An 18,875-nucleotide genomic window follows, 5' to 3' on the forward strand; every position below is an offset into this window, starting at 1 on the left:
CCCGTGGTGTAGCGGTTAACATGCCTGCCTGTCACGCAGGAGATCGCGGGTTCGATTCCCGTCGGGACCGCCATTTTTTAGAAACGAAACAATGTGTTTCGTCTTTTTTATTGTTTGAACCATTTTTATATAAAACTTTACCGTCCTTAGGAGCAATCCTAAGGAATTTTTTATATACAAAGAAATTTCTTTATAGAATTGCGATGTTAAAGATTGTTGGATTTCTTACTGGATATGTATAGTCCACAACGTTTACAATATATATATACAGATTGAAATGAGGTTCTGAATGAATGACAGAGATTAACGAATTTACGTTTATATCTACGTCTCCTGATGAAACTAATCAGCTGGCTGCTCGTCTAGCAACTTTATTAGAAGCTGGTGACGTGCTGCTGCTCGAAGGCGATTTGGGGGCTGGAAAGACAACATTCACAAAAAGTTTAGCTAAAGGGTTAGGAATTGAACGCAATGTGAATAGCCCGACATTTACTATCATTAAAGAATACAAAAGCGGTCGCCTTCCTCTTTATCATATGGATGTGTACCGTCTAGGGGATGAATTTGAAGACCTAGGGTTCGATGAGTATTTTGAAGGAGATGGCGTGACGGTCGTGGAGTGGGCTCATCTGATTGAAGAGCAGCTTCCTAATGAATATATTCAAATCAATATTTACCATGAAAACGAAACGACTCGTAAAATCCTTGTAAAAGCGATGGGGAGTCGGTACGTTGAAATATGTAAGGAGCTTTTTAAAAGATGAAAATGTTAGCCATTGATACATCCAATTTTGTCATGGGTGTTGCTGTCGTTGAAGAAAACAAAGTGATTGGAGAAATTATTACGAATCTAAAAAAGAATCACTCCGTTCGTGTGATGAACGCTGTGGAATCTCTGTTAAAAGATTGTGATATTGCGCCAAGCGAGCTAGACCGCATTGTAGTGGCACACGGTCCTGGGTCTTATACAGGTGTACGCATTGGCGTTACCATTGCCAAGACACTTGCTTGGACTTTAAATATTCCTTTAATAGGTGTATCTAGCCTTGAGGCACTAGCAGCAAACGGTCGCTATTTTGATGGATATATTGCTCCGTTATTTGATGCGCGCCGTCAACAGCTTTATACAGGACTATATGAATGGAATAACGAACGAGGTCTTCTAGAAGTTGAAAGTGATCGACTTGTTATTAATAAGGACTGGGCGGAACATTTAAAGTCATACAACAAACCTATTTTATTCATAGGCAATGATCTTCCCATGCATGAAGAGGCGTTAAAAGAAGTGTTGGGTGAACAAGCTGTATTTGCTCATGTTCAGCAGTTTAATCCAAGACCAAGTGAATTGGCCTTCTTAGGAATGAAGAAAGAGCCGCAGTCTGTGCATACTTTTGTTCCGAACTACATTCGTTTAGCTGAAGCCGAAGCCAACTGGCTTGCTTCACAGCAAAAAGGATAAAAGAAGGTATAAACATGAAACTAACAATTAAGTTTCGTTTAATGGAAGTTAAAGATATTGATCAAGTAGTGAAAATCGAAGAGAAGTCTTTTACGACACCTTGGAGTTCAGAAGCGTTTCAAAATGAGTTAACCAATAATCAATTTTCAACTTACATTGTGATGGAAGAAGGAGAAAATATTATTGGGTATTGCGGAACGTGGATTGTTATTGACGAAGCACATGTAACCAACATTGCGCTATTGCCAGACTACCGAGGTAAGGGACTCGGTGAATTGCTGCTGCGCAACGTGATGGACGTTCTTCGAAAACTAGGTGCTACGTCAATGACATTAGAAGTTAGGGTATCTAATCATATTGCACAATCATTGTATCAAAAGCTAGGTTTTAAACCTGGAGGTATTCGTAAGAATTATTATTCTGATAACAATGAGGATGCATTAGTTATGTGGGTGAATTTATGAGTGAAAATCAATTAATTTTAGCATTAGAAACAAGCTGTGATGAGACAGCAGCAGCCGTGATTCGAAACGGTCATGAAATTGTAGCCAATGTGGTGGCATCACAAATAGAAAGCCATAAACGATTTGGCGGTGTCGTACCGGAGATTGCATCTCGTCATCATGTGGAACAAATTACGGTAGTAGTTGAAGAAACTTTAAATCAAGCGAACATGACGTTTGCAGATATTGATGCAATAGCTGTAACGGAAGGACCTGGGCTTGTGGGAGCACTTCTTATTGGCGTAAATGCAGCCAAAGCGCTAGCATTTGCACATCAGAAGCCATTAATTGGTGTTCATCATATTGCAGGACATATTTATGCAAATCAGTTAATCAAAAAATTAGAATTCCCGCTTTTATCACTAGTTGTATCTGGAGGGCATACGGAGCTTGTATACATGGAAAGTCACGGTCAGTTTAAAGTGATTGGTGAAACGAGAGATGATGCAGCAGGAGAAGCCTACGATAAAGTAGCCCGCACGTTAAACCTTCCATATCCAGGCGGACCGCATATTGACCGCCTTGCACATGAAGGAGAGCCATTAATTGATTTGCCGCGTGCTTGGCTAGAAGAAGGATCCTATGATTTTAGTTTCAGTGGGTTAAAATCAGCAGTTATTAACACTGTCCACAACGCGAAGCAAAAAGGTGAAGAAATTCTTCCCCAAACGCTTGCTGCTAGCTTTCAAGCGAGTGTTATTGATGTGTTAGTAACTAAAACCGTTAAAGCTGCAAAGGAATATAACGTTAAGCAAGTGTTAGTAGCAGGAGGGGTTGCTGCTAATAAAGGACTTAGAGCAGCGCTAGAAGAGGCATTTGCACCATTATCAAACATTGAGCTTATTATCCCGCCGCTGTCTCTATGCACGGATAATGCCGCAATGATTGGAGCAGCAGCAAGTGTACGGTTTGCTCAAGGAAAACGTTCAGATATGTCATTAAACGCAAACCCCGGTTTGGACTTGGAAGAGTAAGAGACGAATGAGATTCATTTCTCATTCGTCTTTTTTGTGGATAAAAATGATTTATCAACAATATTCAATAAATTTAGAATTAACTGTGGATAATTATGTGGAAAAGTCCGTGCACTCAGTACACGGACCTGTTATCAACAAGTTTTAATTATGAAAATCAGACAGATATCCACTATTTATTCACAGAGTGGATAAAGCTTGTTCTAAAGCGCATGAACAAGTAAATAGGATGAATAAATACGAAAAAATACAGGCTATTCTTCTAGAAGAAGCTGTAATTCTTCCCACTCTTCCATTAATGTGGATAACTGTGAAGAAATTTTTTCATTTTCACCGTTTAATCTTGATACTTCTTCGTGGTTTTGATAAATTTCAGGAACACAAAGAAGTTCTTCATTCTCCGCTTGTTCGGCTTCTAATTTGTTTACTTCAGTTTCAATTTCTTCAATGCGGCGCGTTCGCTGCCTCATCAATTTCTTTTGTTCTTTATCTTGTTTATAGGACTGTTTATCTACTTTTACAGTACGTTCTTCGTTTGCTTTTATATTTTCTAATTCTTTGATTTCCTCTATTTCTGCTTTCTTTTCTACATAATAGTCATAATCTCCAAGAAATTCTTCTACTCCTTCAGGAGATAGCTCTGCTATTTTGTTTGCAATACGGTTAATAAAATAACGGTCATGTGAAACAAATAACAGAGTTCCTGGGTAATCGATTAACGCATTCTCGAGTACTTGTTTGCTATCTAAATCAAGATGGTTAGTAGGTTCATCTAAAATTAAGAAATTAGCTTTTTGAAGCATAAGCTTCGCAAGAGCCAAACGTGCTTTTTCACCACCGCTAAGCGTGGAAACGATTTTCAGTACATCATCACCTGAAAACAGAAAATTTCCAAGCGCTGTACGAATTTCTTTTTCAGGTTTGGATGGGTAGTCATCCCAAAGCTCATTTAAAACGGTCTTATTAGACGTTAAATTAGCTTGCTCTTGGTCGTAATAACCAACCATTACGTTTGAGCCAAAAGAAATGGTTCCAGTCTTGAAGCTTAGTTTATCCACAATACCTTTTAATAACGTAGATTTCCCAACTCCATTAGGGCCAACCAACGCAAGGCTTTCACCTTTTTTAATCCGAAGGTTTGCCTGCTGAACAATATATTTGTGTTCATCATATCCAATAGACACGTTTTCGAGATTTAAGACTTCATTTCCGCTTTGACGCTCAATTTCAAACGAAAAACTAGCTGATTTTTCGCCTTCGTTAGGTCGATTTATTAACTCCATTCGATCGAGCTGTTTACGTCTGCTTTGCGCACGTTTTGTAGTCGATGCGCGGGCGATGTTTCGCTGAATAAAATCATTCAGTTTTGCGACTTCATCTTGCTGCTTTTCGTACTGACGCAACTCTTTTTCATATCGCTCTGCTTTTTGTACAAGGTATTTAGAGTAGTTGCCCGTGTACCTCACCGTTGTTTTTTGTGTGACTTCATACACTTGATTTACGACTTTATCAAGGAAGTAACGATCGTGTGAAACAATTAAAATAGCTCCTTCATACCCTTGCAGAAACTGTTCCAGCCATGCTAAAGTTTCAATATCTAAGTGGTTGGTAGGCTCATCGAGAATAAGCAAGTCCGGCTTTGTTAAAAGCAGTTTTGCAAGAGCCAAGCGTGTTTTTTGTCCACCGCTCAAGGAGGAAATAGGGGTGCTATAGTCAAAGTTTGAAAAACGGAAACCGTGAAGAATAGATCGTGTATCCGCTTCATATTGATAGCCGCCTAAATCTTTGAACGTTACTTGAAGCTGATCGTACTCTTTGGTTAGTTTTTCGTATTGAACTGAATCATTAAAAATGTCTGGATCGCCCATCTTAGTTTCAAGCGTACGTAATTCTTTTTCCATCTTCTTTAACGGAGCAAAGACAGTCATCATTTCTTCCCATATGGAGAGTGTTGACTCAAGAACTGTATCTTGTCCCATATAATCAATGGAAACACCTTTAGGTTTAATAATTTCTCCGCTGTCATAAGAAAGCTGCTCTGCAATAATTTTTAATAAAGTTGATTTACCAGCACCGTTTCGTCCCACTAGGGCAATGCGGTCTTTTGATTGTACTTCTAACTTTATATTCGATAAAATGGGTTCTGCCCCATAGTATTTTGTAATACCGTTCAATTGTAGAATAATCATTTTTTCACCTCTAGTAGTATATCCATAGTGTATTTTAACATATTTTCAACTACAAGTTCTTCCTACAAGCGTTTGTAATTTGTACAGGGACAAGGACAAATGATGAAGCGAATGTTTTGATTCATGAAATAAAATGATTTTACGTGCACATTTTATACAGGATACTATGTTAAAATAAGAGATAAGTGCATCTCTGAACTTATATATGATGGATGTAGAAAATCCGTCATGACTAACAAACGAATCCTTTGAAGGGATAATTGCTTCGTTCTAGCTAACGACTTTAAGTAGTGCTGGATAGACAAAAGCCGTCGGGGTGTGAAGCGGAGTATATATAAAACAAGAGAAAAGAGAGAGAATTGGAAGCGCTACCTCAAAGCGGTTGATGCTTTGTGAAAGGTAATGCAATATGACTTGAAAATGTTAGTAATGACATACATGAACTGAGGGGGTACAACGTGAACACTGAACAATTAAAAATACCACAAGCAACGGCTAAACGATTGCCGCTTTATTATCGTTTTTTAAAAAACTTGCATGCTTCTGGTAAACAGCGTGTTTCGTCAGCAGAGTTAAGTGAGGCAGTGAAAGTTGATTCTGCTACTATTCGTCGGGACTTTTCTTACTTTGGAGCATTAGGGAAAAAGGGATACGGCTACAATGTGAATTATTTACTTACATTTTTCCGTAAAACGTTAGACCAAGATGAAGTAACGAAAGTAGCGCTGATTGGCGTGGGGAATCTGGGAACGGCCTTTTTAAATTATAATTTTATTAAAAATAATAACACCAAAATTGAGTGCGCTTTTGATGTGATAGAAGATAAAGTCGGTACAAAAGTAGGTGACGTGCCGGTTTATCACCTTGACCAATTGGAAGATTATATGAGTGATGATATCTCAGTGGCGATTTTAACCGTTCCTGCCACTGTTGCTCAGCAAATTACCGATCGTTTAGTGAACTGCGGAATTAAAGGGATTCTAAACTTCACTCCTGCACGCTTAAACGTACCGGATGAGATTCGACTACATCATATTGATCTTGCTGTAGAATTACAGTCGCTTGTCTATTTTTTGAAAAATTATCCTGTTGAATAAGGTGGACTGTGTTACGATTTCCTTAAGTCTAAATTAATAAGGAGAGTGGGAATATGGGGATTGGAGCAGGCAGTTGGATTATTATTGCGATTGTAGCACTGCTTATTTTTGGACCGAAACGGTTACCGGAGCTAGGAAGGTCAGTCGGGCAAACGCTTAGAGAGTTTAAGCATGCCGCTAGCGGTGCATCAGAAGATCGTGAAAAAGATAAACAGCGTCAAGTAGATGACAAAGAGTAAAAGGGTGATCATAGTATGACTGAACAAGAAATGTCAATATATGATCATATAGGAGAGCTGCGAAAACGCATTTTAATTGTTTTATTTTTCTTTGTCATTGCCACAATTGGCGGCTTTTTTATAGCGGATAAGGTTATTGTCTATTTACAGCATGCTGATGAGGCAAAAAATTTAACGATGAATGCATTTAGGCTAACAGATCCAGTTAAGATTTATATGCAGTTTGCTGTTATTATCGGCTGTGTACTTGCAGCTCCTGTTGCACTGTATCAACTTTGGGCATTTATTAGTCCTGGTTTATATGAAAAAGAGCGTAAGGTAACGCTTGCATATATTCCTGTTTCCATTTTTCTCTTTATCGGCGGTGTCTCTTTTTCTTATTTTGTGTTGTTTCCATTTGTCGTCGATTTTATGACGCGCGTTTCTGATGAGCTGAATGTAAACCAAGTGATTGGCATTAATGAATACTTTTCTTTTTTAATGCAGCTCACACTGCCTTTTGGCCTGTTGTTTCAGCTTCCTGTCGTCGTCATGTTTTTGACGCGATTAGGAATTATAACGCCTATGTTTTTATCTCAAATTCGAAAGTATGCCTATTTCGTACTGCTAGTTATTGCCGCACTTATTACACCACCGGAATTGCTCTCGCACATGATGGTGACAGTGCCGCTCTTAATTTTGTATGAAATCAGCATCATTATTTCCCGCATTTCGTATCGCAAAGTGTTAAAGGCAAGGGCAGAGCAAGAAAGAGAAGATGTTAGTATGTAAAAAAACCACTGAAACAGTGGTTTTTTTATTTAGATGAATCATCTTGATTTTTATATTGCTGCTGCAACTTTTTAATTTTATAGTGCAAGATAAAAATGCGAACCGCAAATCTGAAATCGAATGCGGCTACGAGTGCAAATAAGATCGTAGGGAAGTTCCACACGGTTTCCTGAGCATTTTGAATGGCCAGGTAGGTGAATAAAATCCCCATAATAATATAAATAAACCCTCGTGTTAAAGGGATATTCTTCATAAAAACATGCCTCCAAAAATAAACTGCATTTGTTCTGCTTGCTTTTGCATTTCTATAATTTTATCTGCAAAAATAGTTTGAGATAAAATAACGATTGTATTCATCAACACGTGAGCAATAATGGGTACAATAATTAGTTTTGTTCTTGCATAAAGGAATGCAAATACAAATCCCATGGCTGTATACACGAGCAAATGTTTAAAATCCCAGTGTACGGCAGCGAAAATAAGGGAACTAATAAATGCAGAGATAAAAAAATTATATCGTTTGTGAAGAGAGCCGAAAATAATCTTTCGAAAAATAATCTCTTCTAGAATTGGTCCAATAACAGACGTAACGACAATGAGGAACGGCGTTGCTTTAACAAGATTAACAATATTTTGTGTGTTTTCAGATACTTGGGTAATGCCAAGAGCGTGCTCAATCATACCTGCTACAGCTTGACCAGCCATAGCCAAGAACACCCCAAGGACTGACCAGACAACAGTTACCGTTGTTCCCGCATGTTCTATACGCATGGACATGTCACGGCGCAGCAGCAGTAAGACAATAAGTAAACCAAGGATAAAGCTAATGATGGTCCAATAAGTCAAAAGCATGACATTCGCTGTTCGAACTGGATATTGATCAAACATTCCTGTTAATTTTAACAGCGGTATACCAACAACTCCTGAAAACTGCATAAGGATGTAGGTGAGGATAACATACCAATAACGTTTTTCCAATCTTCTATACTCCTTTAAAAGGTTTTTATGTATATATGTCGAAGAAGTACTGTGAAGTTAGTAATTTCTTCTTGCTCGTATTGTAACATACATATTATTGAACAGAGAAAAGAATGCTTTATTTCTCAAAATCGTCGAAATCTAAGACTATTATATGTAGTTGTCGTAAATTTTAAATTTTTTTTGTTTAATACTTGCAAAAAAAACCCACTTTGTTTTAATATAATAATTGTGTTAGCACTCGTTGAGGTTGAGTGCTAATAAAAATGCAAACATATTATTTGAGGAGGTTGTTTCACTTGTTAAAGCCATTAGGTGATCGCGTAGTGATTGAACTTGTAAAATCTGAGGAAAAAACAGCAAGCGGTATCGTGTTACCGGACAGTGCAAAAGAAAAACCACAAGAGGGTAAAATTGTGGCTGTTGGTACAGGCCGAGTATTAGAAAGCGGTGAGCGTGTAGCTTTAGAAGTAGCTGCAGGCGATCGTATCATCTTCTCAAAATATGCAGGTACTGAAGTGAAATATGAAGGTACTGAATACTTAATTTTACGCGAAAGCGATATTTTAGCTGTAATCGGCTAATTTTAACCACAAACTTATCATACGTAAAAAATAGATTATTAAGAATATCTTGAGGAGGTCAAAGAACATGGCAAAAGACATTAAATTTAGCGAAGAAGCACGTCGCGGAATGCTACGTGGTGTAGATACATTAGCAAATGCGGTAAAAGTAACGCTTGGACCAAAAGGTCGTAACGTTGTATTAGAAAAGAAATTCGGTTCACCGCTTATTACAAATGACGGTGTAACAATTGCAAAAGAAATCGAATTAGAAGACGCATTTGAAAATATGGGTGCTAAATTAGTAGCTGAGGTTGCTAGCAAAACAAACGACGTTGCTGGTGACGGTACAACTACTGCAACAGTTTTAGCGCAAGCAATGATCAGAGAAGGCCTTAAAAACGTAACGGCTGGTGCTAACCCAATGGGTATCCGTAAAGGTATGGAAAAAGCAGTAGCTGTAGCGGTTGAAGAACTAAAAGCAATCTCTAAACCAATTCAAGGTAAAGATTCAATTGCTCAAGTAGCGGCTATCTCAGCGGCTGACGAAGAAGTAGGTCAACTAATCGCTGAAGCAATGGAGCGCGTTGGTAACGACGGCGTTATCACACTTGAAGAGTCAAAAGGTTTCACAACTGAATTAGAAGTGGTAGAAGGTATGCAGTTTGACCGTGGATATGCATCTCCTTACATGGTAACTGATTCAGATAAAATGGAAGCTGTATTAGATGACCCGTACATCTTAATTACAGACAAAAAAATCGGTAACATTCAAGAAATCTTACCGGTATTAGAGCAAGTTGTTCAACAAGGCAAGCCTCTATTAATCATCGCTGAAGACGTAGAAGGCGAAGCTTTAGCAACATTAGTTGTGAACAAACTTCGCGGTACATTTACAGCTGTAGCTGTTAAAGCTCCTGGTTTCGGTGATCGTCGTAAAGCAATGCTACAAGACGTTGCGATCTTAACAGGCGGAGAAGTAATCACTGAAGAGCTTGGTCTTGACCTGAAAACAGCAAGCATCGACCAATTAGGTCGCGCTTCTAAAATTGTTGTAACAAAAGAAAATACAACAGTTGTAAACGGTGCAGGAAACGCAGAAGATATCCTAGCACGCGTAAACCAAATCAAAGCTCAGCTTGAAGAAACAACTTCAGAGTTTGACCGCGAAAAATTACAAGAGCGCTTAGCAAAACTTGCTGGTGGCGTAGCTGTAATTAAAGTTGGTGCGGCAACTGAAACTGAGTTAAAAGAACGTAAATTACGTATTGAAGATGCATTAAACTCTACGCGCGCTGCGGTTGAAGAAGGTATCGTAGCTGGTGGTGGTACTGCATTAGTAAATATCTATAATAAAGTAGCAAGCATCGAAGCTGACGGTGACACTGCTACAGGTATCAACATCGTATTACGTGCGATTGAAGAGCCTGTACGTCAAATCGCTCACAACGCTGGTTTAGAAGGATCCGTAATCGTTGAGCGTCTAAAAGGCGAAGCAGTTGGAACTGGATTTAACGCTGCAACTGGCGAGTGGGTAAATATGCTAGACACTGGTATCGTTGACCCAACAAAAGTAACGCGTTCAGCTCTTCAAAATGCTTCTTCTGTAGCGGCTATGTTCTTAACAACTGAAGCAGTTGTTGCTGACAAGCCAGAAGAAAACGCAGCTCCTGCAATGCCTGACATGGGCGGCATGGGTGGAATGGGCGGCATGATGTAATCACTGCCCTCTCTGAAAAAGCGATCAAGTACTCACTTGGTCGCTTTTTTGCGTGCATTAATATTTTCAGATTTTTTTAAAATTTGTTAAGATAGTACTATGTTTATTGAAAAACATAGTAAACTCAAGGCTTAACTGAGTTTTAAGGGGGAGCTTCGTTGATTCAGCTCGATCATATTAATAGTAAATTAAATCAAGTATTAGAAAACATCGATCAAATTGTAATTGGAAAGCGTCATGTATCTACGTTGAGTTTAGTTGCTTTGCTTGCAAAGGGGCATATTTTGCTTGAAGATGTGCCGGGTGTGGGGAAAACGATGCTCGTGAAGGCACTGGCCAAATCGATTGATGCCGAGTTTAAACGAATTCAATTCACGCCTGATTTGCTGCCGTCCGATGTAACAGGTGTTTCTATCTACAGTCCGAAAGACATGGAATTTCATTTTCGTCCAGGTCCTATCATGAGCCACATTGTACTCGCTGATGAGATTAACAGGACTTCTCCTAAAACCCAATCGGCGCTTTTAGAAGCAATGGCTGAGCATCATGTAACAACCGATGGTATCACCCGGGAAATTCCAGCACCTTTTTTTGTGATGGCTACTCAAAATCCTGTTGATTTTGATGGGACCTATCATTTGCCGGAAGCGCAGCTGGATCGTTTTTTATTCAAATTAAGCATGGGGTATCCTACGCAAGAAGAGGAGCTTCAAATTTTAAATGGCGTATCCACCCAGATCAATCTTGAAGATGTCAAACCCGTCATGAGCATTCCAGAATTAGTACAGGCTCAAAAAGCTGTAAGCAGTATTTATGTAGACGATGCAATCAAGCACTATATCATTGAAATCATTCGTAAAACGCGCTCTCATCCACATGTTTCGTTAGGTATTAGTCCTCGTGGAACGGTTTCATTTATGAAGGCCGTTCAAGCATATGCTTTAGTGAAGGGAAGAGATTACTGTCTTCCTGATGATGTTCAAGAGCTTGCTTCGTATGTGTGTGCACATCGATTAACGCTAAGACCTGATACCCAGTACAGCGGCTTAACAGCGAGTGATGTGATGAAGCAAATTATGGCTGATACGAAAGTACCTGTTAAAAGGTAAGAGGGTACTTTATGAAACAGTATATAAAAGTGATATGGAATAAATGTAGAGACTGGTTCGTTTTATTTTGCATCTTTGCTGCTACGTTTTCTTACGCCATGTTTCAAGGGGGATTTGTCAGCTGGTTTTTATTTTATAGCTTCTTACCTTTTGGGTTATATGCGGTAGCCGTTTTGCTTTATCCGTTAAAGAAATGGAATGTTACTCGTGATGTGAAGCTACAGCCTCGATTCGCTGGAGATCATCTTTCGTATGACATTCACATTACACGCTCCTCGGCTTTTCCTGTTTATATGGCAGCAGTGAAAGAGGAGAGTAACTTTTTAGATCAAGAAGAAAGAACAATTTATCCGTTTTTTCAACGAAAAGCCGTTATTCCGTATAAAAGATCGTTTGTAGAAAGAGGAGAATATGAATTTTTTACGATTTCGATTGAACTGAGTGATTTATTAGGAATTGTAAAAAAGAAGGCATATTATCCGCTGCCCCAGCGATTTATCGTTTATCCTCAGATTCATAAGATAGATATTCCGTTTCTTTTAGCAGGAATAGAAGAAGGAAAAAATGAAGTTTCGACGGGGAATCAATCTACTACGTTAGTGACAGGCATTAGAGAATATCAGCCGGGTGACCGATTAGGGTCTATTGATTGGAAGGCGACGGCTCGTAAAGCTACGCTGATTTCTAAAGAGTTCGGTCATTATCATGAACGGAGTATGATTATCATTGCAGATGTTATAAGCTCTCTATACTTTGAAGAACGAATGAGCTTTCTGGCATCCATGCTCATTCACGAAGAAACCAAGCGTAAAAAAGTCGATTTTCTTTTAGCTGGAGATGCAATTTTTTCACCAAAAACCTCTGAACAAAGTGAGTCTGATAACCTGTTGTATCACTTAGCACGTGCCCAGCCTGTTAACAATCGAGCATTCGAAACAGAATTTAAGAGTATTGCCATTCAAAAACAGCATTCTTTTATGGTCATTGTCAGCCAAGTTACAGGGACTCTTATTGGGCAGGTTCAATCTAAGCTGAGTCTCCATGCTAAGGCATCAGTAATTGTCGTTAAAGATGAAGGAGCAGGGCTTAGTGACGAAGAGACGGTTATTGTAAATGGAATACAATCTTCTGCTTTAACGATTGAAGTCGTTAATATTCCACTTCCTCTATCATCTAAAGGAAGTGAGGGCGGAGATAAGTGAATAAATCAGCTTTGTATGTAAAAAACATCTTATTGTACGCGGGAGCATTCTTTTTATTAGTGGAATGGCTTCTTCCTTTAAATGAAGTGACGGATACCAATCAAATTCAGTACTTTATCTTGTTTGTTGCTTACTGTTTTTTGTGTTTAACGTTTCGCTTGCCGTTTATCGTGATGACGTTAGGGAGTATATTGTTTATTTTGTTTTCGCTTCACAATCTTTATTTTCAAGGAGCCTTCTTTTCTTCAGACTGGCTTCCGAGACTGTTGGGAATTCTTCAGTCAGATGCACAAAGTATCATGGAGTGGAATATAGCGAATTTATCATTTGAAATGAGGAGCACTTTATTTTTTGTGCTGCTTTGGATTATGGCTTATTTAATTCGATATTGGATCTTTTATCAAAAAAGAATTTTCTTCTTTTTCTTCTTAACCATTTTGTATATTACCGTGTTGGATACCTTTTCTACTTACGATGCGGGAGCTGCTATTATTCGTGTGACGATTATCGGATTTTTATTAGTAGCTATGCTTCGCATAGATCCTGAACGTATAAAAGCTGCGAGCACTGAGCGTTTAGAAAATAGAAGACGATCGTTTCTTTTTCTGGGCAGCTTTTTAGCTATCGTCATTGTGCTGGCTTATCTCGCTCCTAAACCAGGGCCGCAGTGGCCAGATCCCGTACCTTTTATCACAGCGCATACAACAAATCAAGGACAGGGAGAATCTGCAAGCGGTCAACGAATTGGCTATGATATGGACGATTCTAAATTGGGGGGATCGTTTGTCAATGATGATACGGTTGTGTTTACAGCCAAAGTAGAGGATGAGCACTATTGGCGTATTGAAACGAAGGATGTTTATACAGGTAAGGGGTGGGAGCTGTCTAAAGAGGAAGAAAAAGTGCCCTTTAAAGGAAATGAAAACTTACTCCCTCAATATGACTCAAGTGTAGCAGGACAAGTAAGAAAAGCAGAAGTTACCTATTCGCAGCCTTCAGTTCATCTTATGCATGTTCCTCAACTGCTGTCGCTAACCTTAAAAAATGGCATTCAAACCGATGTTACACCGACAAATGAAAAATTATATCCTTATCAAAATGACAAGCTTGTTACTGTTCAGTCGTATGAGCTGACGTATAAATATCCTGTATTTGATATTGGACTTCTTCAGCAAGCAGAGGAAAAAAAGGCAGAGAGTCTAGAGAATAATAACAAATTTATAGCAAGGTATACACAACTTCCTGCTAACTTGCCGAAACGAGTAAAGGATTTAGCTCGTGAGGTAACAAAAAATAAGAACAATCGTTATGAAAAAGCGAAAGCCGTTGAAGAATACTTCCGATCAAATTCATATGTATATGATACTGAAAATGTTCCAATTCCTACGAAAAATAAAGATTATGTGGATCAATTTTTATTTGATACAAAAAGAGGGTACTGTGATAACTTCTCTACTTCTATGGTCGTGCTGCTTCGTTCATTAGATGTTCCTGCTCGGTGGGTAAAGGGCTATACAGAAGGTGATGCCACCGTCATTTCAGGAAGTAGTAAGTGGACAACCTATGAAATTACACAAAATAATGCTCATTCTTGGGTCGAAGTCTATTTTCCAGGAGCGGGTTGGGTACCTTTTGAACCAACAAAAAGTTTTTCTAATCCTTATGATTTTGTAGATAGCCAATCTAACAACTCTAGTGAAAATAGTCAGAGGGAAGAAGAGAAACAAGAAACGCAAGTGAAGGAGCAGCCTAAGGAAAAAGAGCTTCCGGCACAAGAAGAAAAAGCGAAAGAAAAAACAGCTTCTCTTCAAAATGCTAAGTTGTCTATGAAGTGGAAAGTGCTTTTTTACGGACTGATTGTAGTTATATTAATAGTAATATATCTCAATCGATTTAAATGGTTTTTACCTTTTTATATCTCTTTTTATAAAAAGAAAGAGAAAGTGGAAACCTTTGAATCAGCGTATGCTTTTTTACTTAAAAGACTCGCTGCAAATGGACTAAAGCGACAAGAAAGTCAAACGCTGCGCGACTTTGCAGGAGAAGTAGACGAAAAATTAAATACGGTAAATATGCTAAAATTAACGGAAAAATATGAGCGGGTTTTGTATCGAAATGCAGATTCCATAAAAGAATGGAAAGAGTCGATTGAATTGTGGGAAAATTTAATCAAAAAAACGAGTTCTTGACCATTGTTTCGCGGATTGATAGAATATTCTCGAACTTACTATAAATGTTTCGTATACCTTCATATATCCTCGATAATATGGTTCGAGAGTCTCTACCGGGTCACCTTAAACGATCTGACTATGAAGGCAGAACAGTCTATTTGACGATAAACGTCGTGCTCAACTAGACTTCTGCCTTTGTTTTTTGAGGGAGAAGTCTAGTTTTTTTTATATTTTAGGGCATAATAACAAGTGATTATTTACACATTCGGAGAGGTGAACAAGATGGAAGGCATGATTGTTGTATTAGATTTTGGTAGTCAATATAACCAACTGATTACGCGTCGCATTCGCGAGTTCGGAGTATATAGTGAATTGCATCCGCACACAATTACAGCAGAAGAGATTAAAGCATTAAATCCAAAGGGAATTATTTTCTCTGGAGGCCCAAACAGTGTGTACGGTGAAAACGCATTTCACTGCGATGAAAACATTTTTGAATTAGGTATTCCTGTTTTAGGTATTTGTTATGGAATGCAATTAATGACTCATCATTTTGGCGGGAAGGTAGAAGGTGCTAGCCATCGTGAATATGGTAAAGCAGCGATTAACGTACAAAACGATTCATTAATGTACCATGAGTTGCCAAAAGAACAAGTTGTTTGGATGAGTCACGGTGATTTAGTTGTAGAAACACCAGCTGGTTTTGAAGTGGACGCAACTAGCCCATCTTGTCCAATTGCCGCAATGAGTAACAAAGAAAAGAATATGTACGGAGTGCAGTTCCATCCAGAAGTTCGCCATTCAGTGCACGGTAACCATATCTTAAAGAACTTCGTGTTTGAAGTATGTCATGCTGAAGCAAACTGGTCAATCGAGAACTTCATTGAAGTTGAAATGGATAAAATCCGTGAAACAGTTGGAGATAGAAAAGTACTTTGCGCACTTAGCGGTGGAGTAGACTCTTCAGTAGTAGCTGTATTAATTCACAAAGCAATTGGTGATCAGTTAACATGTATGTTCGTAGATCACGGTTTATTACGTAAAGGTGAAGCGGAAAGCGTAATGGAAACATTCAGCGAAGGCTTTAATATGAACGTAATTAAAATCGATGCAAAAGATCGCTTCTTAGAAAAATTAAACGGCGTATCAGATCCTGAACAAAAGCGTAAAATCATCGGTAATGAATTTATCTATGTATTCGATGACGAAGCTGCTAAATTAAAAGGGTTTGATTTCCTAGCTCAAGGTACGCTATACACAGATATTATCGAGAGTGGGACAGCTACAGCTCAAACGATCAAATCTCACCACAACGTAGGTGGATTACCGGAAGATATGCAGTTCAAACTAATCGAACCGTTAAACACGCTATTCAAAGATGAAGTACGTGCATTAGGTTCTGAATTAGGTATCCCTGATAACATCGTTTGGCGTCAACCTTTCCCAGGACCAGGTCTAGGTATTCGTGTACTTGGTGCAATTACGGAAGAGAAGTTAGAAATTGTACGTGAGTCGGATGCTATTTTACGTGAAGAGATTGCAAAAGCTGACTTAGAGCGCGATATCTGGCAATACTTTACGGTTCTTCCTGACATCCGCAGTGTAGGTGTAATGGGAGATGCTCGTACGTATGATTACACAATCGGTATTCGTGCTGTTACATCGATTGATGGTATGACTTCTGACTGGGCGCGTATTCCTTGGGATGTGCTTGAAGTTATCTCAACGCGTATTGTAAACGAAGTTAAGCATATTAACCGCGTAGTGTACGATATTACAAGTAAGCCACCTGCAACAATTGAATGGGAATAATATGTAAGAAAACCGAACGAACGAACATTCTTTTATAAGAATGTTCGTTTTTTGTTGACTTTTTTAAAAAGTTAATGGTAGGATAGTAACATAAAATAGCGAGATATAGCTTTAATGTCGTATAATCTTGGGGATAAGGCCCAAAAGTTTCTACCGAGCTACCGTAAATGGCTTGACTACGAGAAAGTAATACATGTATGTATAAAAATCTTTTGTTTTTTTGGCTCATACATTTCTCTTTTAGTCGATTTTATGCCTTTACGCGCCATAGTGTAGAGGCATTTTTTATGGCTTGCCTAAGTGCATGCGGCTTCTATAAAGGGAGGAAAAAACGTGAAGAAGTATTTTCGTTTTGAAGAGCTGGGTACTAGCTATCGAAAAGAGTTTATAGCTGGCCTTACAACTTTTCTATCTATGGCTTACATTTTATTTGTTAATCCATCTGTGCTATCACTAAGTGATGTAAAGGATCTACCTGACAGTATGAGAATGGACCAAGGGGCTGTATTTACAGCTACTGCTTTAGCTGCAGCTTTGGGATCAATTGTTATGGGAGTGCTTGGTAGATATCCAATTTCATTAGCTCCAGGTATGGGATTAAACGCATTTTTTGCTTATACAGTTGTTCTGACAATGGGAATTCCATGGCAGACGGCTTTAACAGGTGTTATGATATCAGGTGTTATTTTTATTCTTTTAACATTAACAAGCCTGCGAGAAAAAATTATTAATTCTATTCCTATTGAATTAAAAATGGCTGTTGGAGCAGGTATTGGTTTATTTATTAGTTTTATTGGTATGAAAGGTGCCGGAATCATCGTCAAAGATGATGCCACATTTGTTGGACTGGGTGATTTAACTAACCCAACAACGTTACTTGCGGTTTTTGGGATTGTAATTACTATTGTATTAATGGTGCTTCGAGTAAATGCAGCTGTATTTATCGGTATGATTGTAACGGCTGTAGCAGGTATGGCTTTTGGTTTAATTGATACACCTAAAGCAGTTGTTTCATCAGTTCCTAGTCTTGATCCGACGTTTGGGGCAGCTTTTCAAAATATCGGTGATATCTTTACTGTAAAGATGCTAGTCGTCATTTTAACTTTCTTATTTGTTGATTTCTTCGATACAGCAGGTACGATGGTTGCTGTAGCGAGTCAAGCTGGGCTTATGAAAGATAATAAACTTCCGCGAGCGGGCAGAGCGTTATTGGCAGATTCTAGTGCGATTGTAGTTGGTGCTGTTCTTGGTACCTCGTCAACAACAGCTTATGTAGAGTCTACGGCTGGAGTAGCAGCGGGCGGACGTTCAGGATTTACTGCAATCGTAACGGCGGCGTTTTTCTTAGTTGCACTGTTCTTTTCTCCATTGTTAGCGGTCGTAACACCAGCTGTTACTGCGCCAGCTTTAATTACGGTAGGAGCTCTGATGGTGTCAAATTTAGGAGAGATTAATTGGAAAGAGTTCGAAGTAGCAGTTCCCGCATTTTTCACGGTAATTATGATGCCATTAACATACAGTATTGCAACAGGTATTGCGGTTGGTTTTATCTTTTATCCTATTACAATGTTATGTAGCAAGCGTGGAAAAGAAGTTCATCCAATTATGTATGCTCTCTGTATCATCTTCATACTCTATTTTGCATTCTTAGCAGAATAGTTTAAATAAAAAAGCTCAGTTTAATGACTGGGCTTTTTTTTTATGGTAAGATAAGAAAACTGCATAGCGGCTAGATTGCTATTGTAATAGAGAGTATTCAATCGTTTTACTGAAGGTTTACTTCATTAACTTTTTTATTTATAAAGTTTTTTAGAAAAACGATTGACTCTATATGTTATATATGGTAAATTATTAAATGTCGCTGATGAACAGCGCAGTTGAGAGAAACATCTTAAAAAAGATGTTGACATCAAAATGATAGAATGTTATACTAATAAAGTTGCTTCAGAGCAACGGTTGAACTTTGAAAACTGAACAAAGCGACAAACGTCAACGTTAATTTTTATTTTTTAAATGAGCAAGTCAAACATTTCTTCGGAGAGTTTGATCCTGGCTCAGGATGAACGCTGGCGGCGTGCCTAATACATG

Annotated in this window: 17 protein-coding genes and 2 riboswitches; of the genes, 14 read left to right on the top strand and 3 right to left on the bottom strand. The window is 38.5% G+C overall.

Annotated elements, in window-relative coordinates:
- Positions 1-293: 293 nt before the first annotated feature.
- Genes tsaE through tsaD form a run of 4 tightly spaced genes read left to right on the top strand, consistent with a single transcriptional unit; the run spans position 294 to position 2,936 of the window.
- Positions 294-764 (top strand): tRNA (adenosine(37)-N6)-threonylcarbamoyltransferase complex ATPase subunit type 1 TsaE, encoded by a 471-nt coding sequence (gene tsaE, locus LAV82_RS30550; RefSeq protein ID WP_499717586.1) that lies wholly within the window; start codon positions 294-296, stop codon positions 762-764.
- Positions 761-1,459: a tRNA (adenosine(37)-N6)-threonylcarbamoyltransferase complex dimerization subunit type 1 TsaB gene (gene tsaB / locus LAV82_RS30555; protein WP_014461962.1), complete on the top strand. Its 699-nt coding sequence runs from the start codon at positions 761-763 to the stop codon at positions 1,457-1,459. Before tsaE ends, tsaB begins: the two co-directional genes overlap by 4 nt.
- A 14-nt stretch (positions 1,460-1,473) precedes the next feature.
- A complete protein-coding gene (rimI, locus tag LAV82_RS30560; RefSeq protein ID WP_013055018.1) occupies positions 1,474-1,923 on the top strand; it encodes a ribosomal protein S18-alanine N-acetyltransferase in 450 nt (149 codons plus the stop codon).
- The gene (gene tsaD, locus LAV82_RS30565) at positions 1,920-2,936 is read left to right on the top strand and encodes a tRNA (adenosine(37)-N6)-threonylcarbamoyltransferase complex transferase subunit TsaD (protein WP_499717587.1); all 1,017 of its coding nucleotides are present in this window, start codon (positions 1,920-1,922) and stop codon (positions 2,934-2,936) included. Before rimI ends, tsaD begins: the two co-directional genes overlap by 4 nt.
- A 254-nt stretch (positions 2,937-3,190) precedes the next feature.
- Here tsaD and LAV82_RS30570 read toward each other — a convergent pair whose 3' ends face one another.
- A complete protein-coding gene (locus LAV82_RS30570; protein WP_211080119.1) occupies positions 3,191-5,125 on the bottom strand; it encodes an ABC-F family ATP-binding cassette domain-containing protein in 1,935 nt (644 codons plus the stop codon).
- A 458-nt stretch (positions 5,126-5,583) separates the two neighbouring features.
- Here LAV82_RS30570 and LAV82_RS30575 point away from each other — a divergent pair, with 458 nt between their 5' ends.
- From LAV82_RS30575 to tatC, 3 genes are read left to right on the top strand one after another with little or no spacing between them, the layout of a single operon-like run.
- Positions 5,584-6,222 (top strand): redox-sensing transcriptional repressor Rex, encoded by a 639-nt coding sequence (locus LAV82_RS30575; RefSeq protein ID WP_013055021.1) that lies wholly within the window; start codon positions 5,584-5,586, stop codon positions 6,220-6,222.
- A gap of 53 nt (positions 6,223-6,275) precedes the next feature.
- The gene (gene tatA / locus LAV82_RS30580) at positions 6,276-6,461 is read left to right on the top strand and encodes a twin-arginine translocase TatA/TatE family subunit (RefSeq protein ID WP_013055022.1); all 186 of its coding nucleotides are present in this window, start codon (positions 6,276-6,278) and stop codon (positions 6,459-6,461) included.
- 15 nt (positions 6,462-6,476) lie between these two features.
- Positions 6,477-7,232, top strand: coding sequence for a twin-arginine translocase subunit TatC (tatC, locus tag LAV82_RS30585; protein WP_499717588.1), 756 nt, complete (start codon positions 6,477-6,479; stop codon positions 7,230-7,232).
- Positions 7,233-7,257: 25 nt separating this feature from the next.
- Here tatC and LAV82_RS30590 read toward each other — a convergent pair whose 3' ends face one another.
- Both LAV82_RS30590 and LAV82_RS30595 read right to left on the bottom strand, forming a co-directional pair.
- Complete coding sequence (locus LAV82_RS30590) at positions 7,258-7,485, bottom strand: YdiK family protein (protein WP_013055024.1); 228 nt, start codon at positions 7,483-7,485, stop codon at positions 7,258-7,260.
- Positions 7,482-8,210: a CPBP family intramembrane glutamic endopeptidase gene (locus tag LAV82_RS30595; RefSeq protein ID WP_013055025.1), complete on the bottom strand. Its 729-nt coding sequence runs from the start codon at positions 8,208-8,210 to the stop codon at positions 7,482-7,484. Before LAV82_RS30595 ends, LAV82_RS30590 begins: the two co-directional genes overlap by 4 nt.
- Before the next feature lie 299 nt (positions 8,211-8,509).
- Between LAV82_RS30595 and groES the strand changes: the two genes are divergently transcribed.
- From groES to LAV82_RS30630, 7 genes are all read left to right on the top strand, one after another.
- Complete coding sequence (groES, locus tag LAV82_RS30600) at positions 8,510-8,794, top strand: co-chaperone GroES (RefSeq protein ID WP_013055026.1); 285 nt, start codon at positions 8,510-8,512, stop codon at positions 8,792-8,794.
- A gap of 67 nt (positions 8,795-8,861) precedes the next feature.
- On the top strand, positions 8,862-10,493 hold the full coding sequence (gene groL, locus LAV82_RS30605; RefSeq protein WP_211080120.1) for a chaperonin GroEL: 1,632 nt from the start codon (positions 8,862-8,864) through the stop codon (positions 10,491-10,493).
- Between the two features lie 176 nt (positions 10,494-10,669).
- Positions 10,670-11,602, top strand: coding sequence for an AAA family ATPase (locus LAV82_RS30610; RefSeq protein WP_498820065.1), 933 nt, complete (start codon positions 10,670-10,672; stop codon positions 11,600-11,602).
- 11 nt (positions 11,603-11,613) lie between these two features.
- Entirely contained in the window at positions 11,614-12,804 is a 1,191-nt protein-coding gene (locus LAV82_RS30615) for a DUF58 domain-containing protein (RefSeq protein WP_499717589.1), read from the top strand.
- On the top strand, positions 12,801-14,993 hold the full coding sequence (locus tag LAV82_RS30620; RefSeq protein WP_499717590.1) for a transglutaminase TgpA family protein: 2,193 nt from the start codon (positions 12,801-12,803) through the stop codon (positions 14,991-14,993). Before LAV82_RS30615 ends, LAV82_RS30620 begins: the two co-directional genes overlap by 4 nt.
- Positions 14,994-15,032: 39 nt before the next feature.
- A riboswitch (purine riboswitch) is annotated at positions 15,033-15,134 on the top strand.
- Between the two features lie 123 nt (positions 15,135-15,257).
- The gene (gene guaA, locus LAV82_RS30625) at positions 15,258-16,787 is read left to right on the top strand and encodes a glutamine-hydrolyzing GMP synthase (RefSeq protein WP_028410369.1); all 1,530 of its coding nucleotides are present in this window, start codon (positions 15,258-15,260) and stop codon (positions 16,785-16,787) included.
- Between the two features lie 97 nt (positions 16,788-16,884).
- A riboswitch (purine riboswitch) is annotated at positions 16,885-16,986 on the top strand.
- Between the two features lie 134 nt (positions 16,987-17,120).
- Positions 17,121-18,446 (top strand): NCS2 family permease, encoded by a 1,326-nt coding sequence (locus tag LAV82_RS30630; protein WP_013055032.1) that lies wholly within the window; start codon positions 17,121-17,123, stop codon positions 18,444-18,446.
- Positions 18,447-18,875: the final 429 nt, after the last annotated feature.

This window comes from Bacillus sp. ILBB4, from assembly GCF_035064545.1.
Taxonomy (GTDB): domain Bacteria; phylum Bacillota; class Bacilli; order Bacillales; family Bacillaceae_H; genus Priestia.

Bases quoted from the DNA above. Each gene is read 5' to 3' on its own strand.
- tsaE (WP_499717586.1), top strand. From the start codon at position 294: ATGACAGAGATTAACGAATTTACGTTTATATCTACGTCTCCTGATGAA.
- tsaB (WP_014461962.1), top strand. From the start codon at position 761: ATGAAAATGTTAGCCATTGATACATCCAATTTTGTCATGGGTGTTGCT.
- rimI (WP_013055018.1), top strand. From the start codon at position 1,474: ATGAAACTAACAATTAAGTTTCGTTTAATGGAAGTTAAAGATATTGAT.
- tsaD (WP_499717587.1), top strand. From the start codon at position 1,920: ATGAGTGAAAATCAATTAATTTTAGCATTAGAAACAAGCTGTGATGAG.
- LAV82_RS30570 (WP_211080119.1), bottom strand. From the start codon at position 5,125: ATGATTATTCTACAATTGAACGGTATTACAAAATACTATGGGGCAGAA.
- tatA (WP_013055022.1), top strand. From the start codon at position 6,276: ATGGGGATTGGAGCAGGCAGTTGGATTATTATTGCGATTGTAGCACTG.
- tatC (WP_499717588.1), top strand. From the start codon at position 6,477: ATGACTGAACAAGAAATGTCAATATATGATCATATAGGAGAGCTGCGA.
- LAV82_RS30590 (WP_013055024.1), bottom strand. From the start codon at position 7,485: ATGAAGAATATCCCTTTAACACGAGGGTTTATTTATATTATTATGGGG.
- groL (WP_211080120.1), top strand. From the start codon at position 8,862: ATGGCAAAAGACATTAAATTTAGCGAAGAAGCACGTCGCGGAATGCTA.
- LAV82_RS30615 (WP_499717589.1), top strand. From the start codon at position 11,614: ATGAAACAGTATATAAAAGTGATATGGAATAAATGTAGAGACTGGTTC.
- guaA (WP_028410369.1), top strand. From the start codon at position 15,258: ATGGAAGGCATGATTGTTGTATTAGATTTTGGTAGTCAATATAACCAA.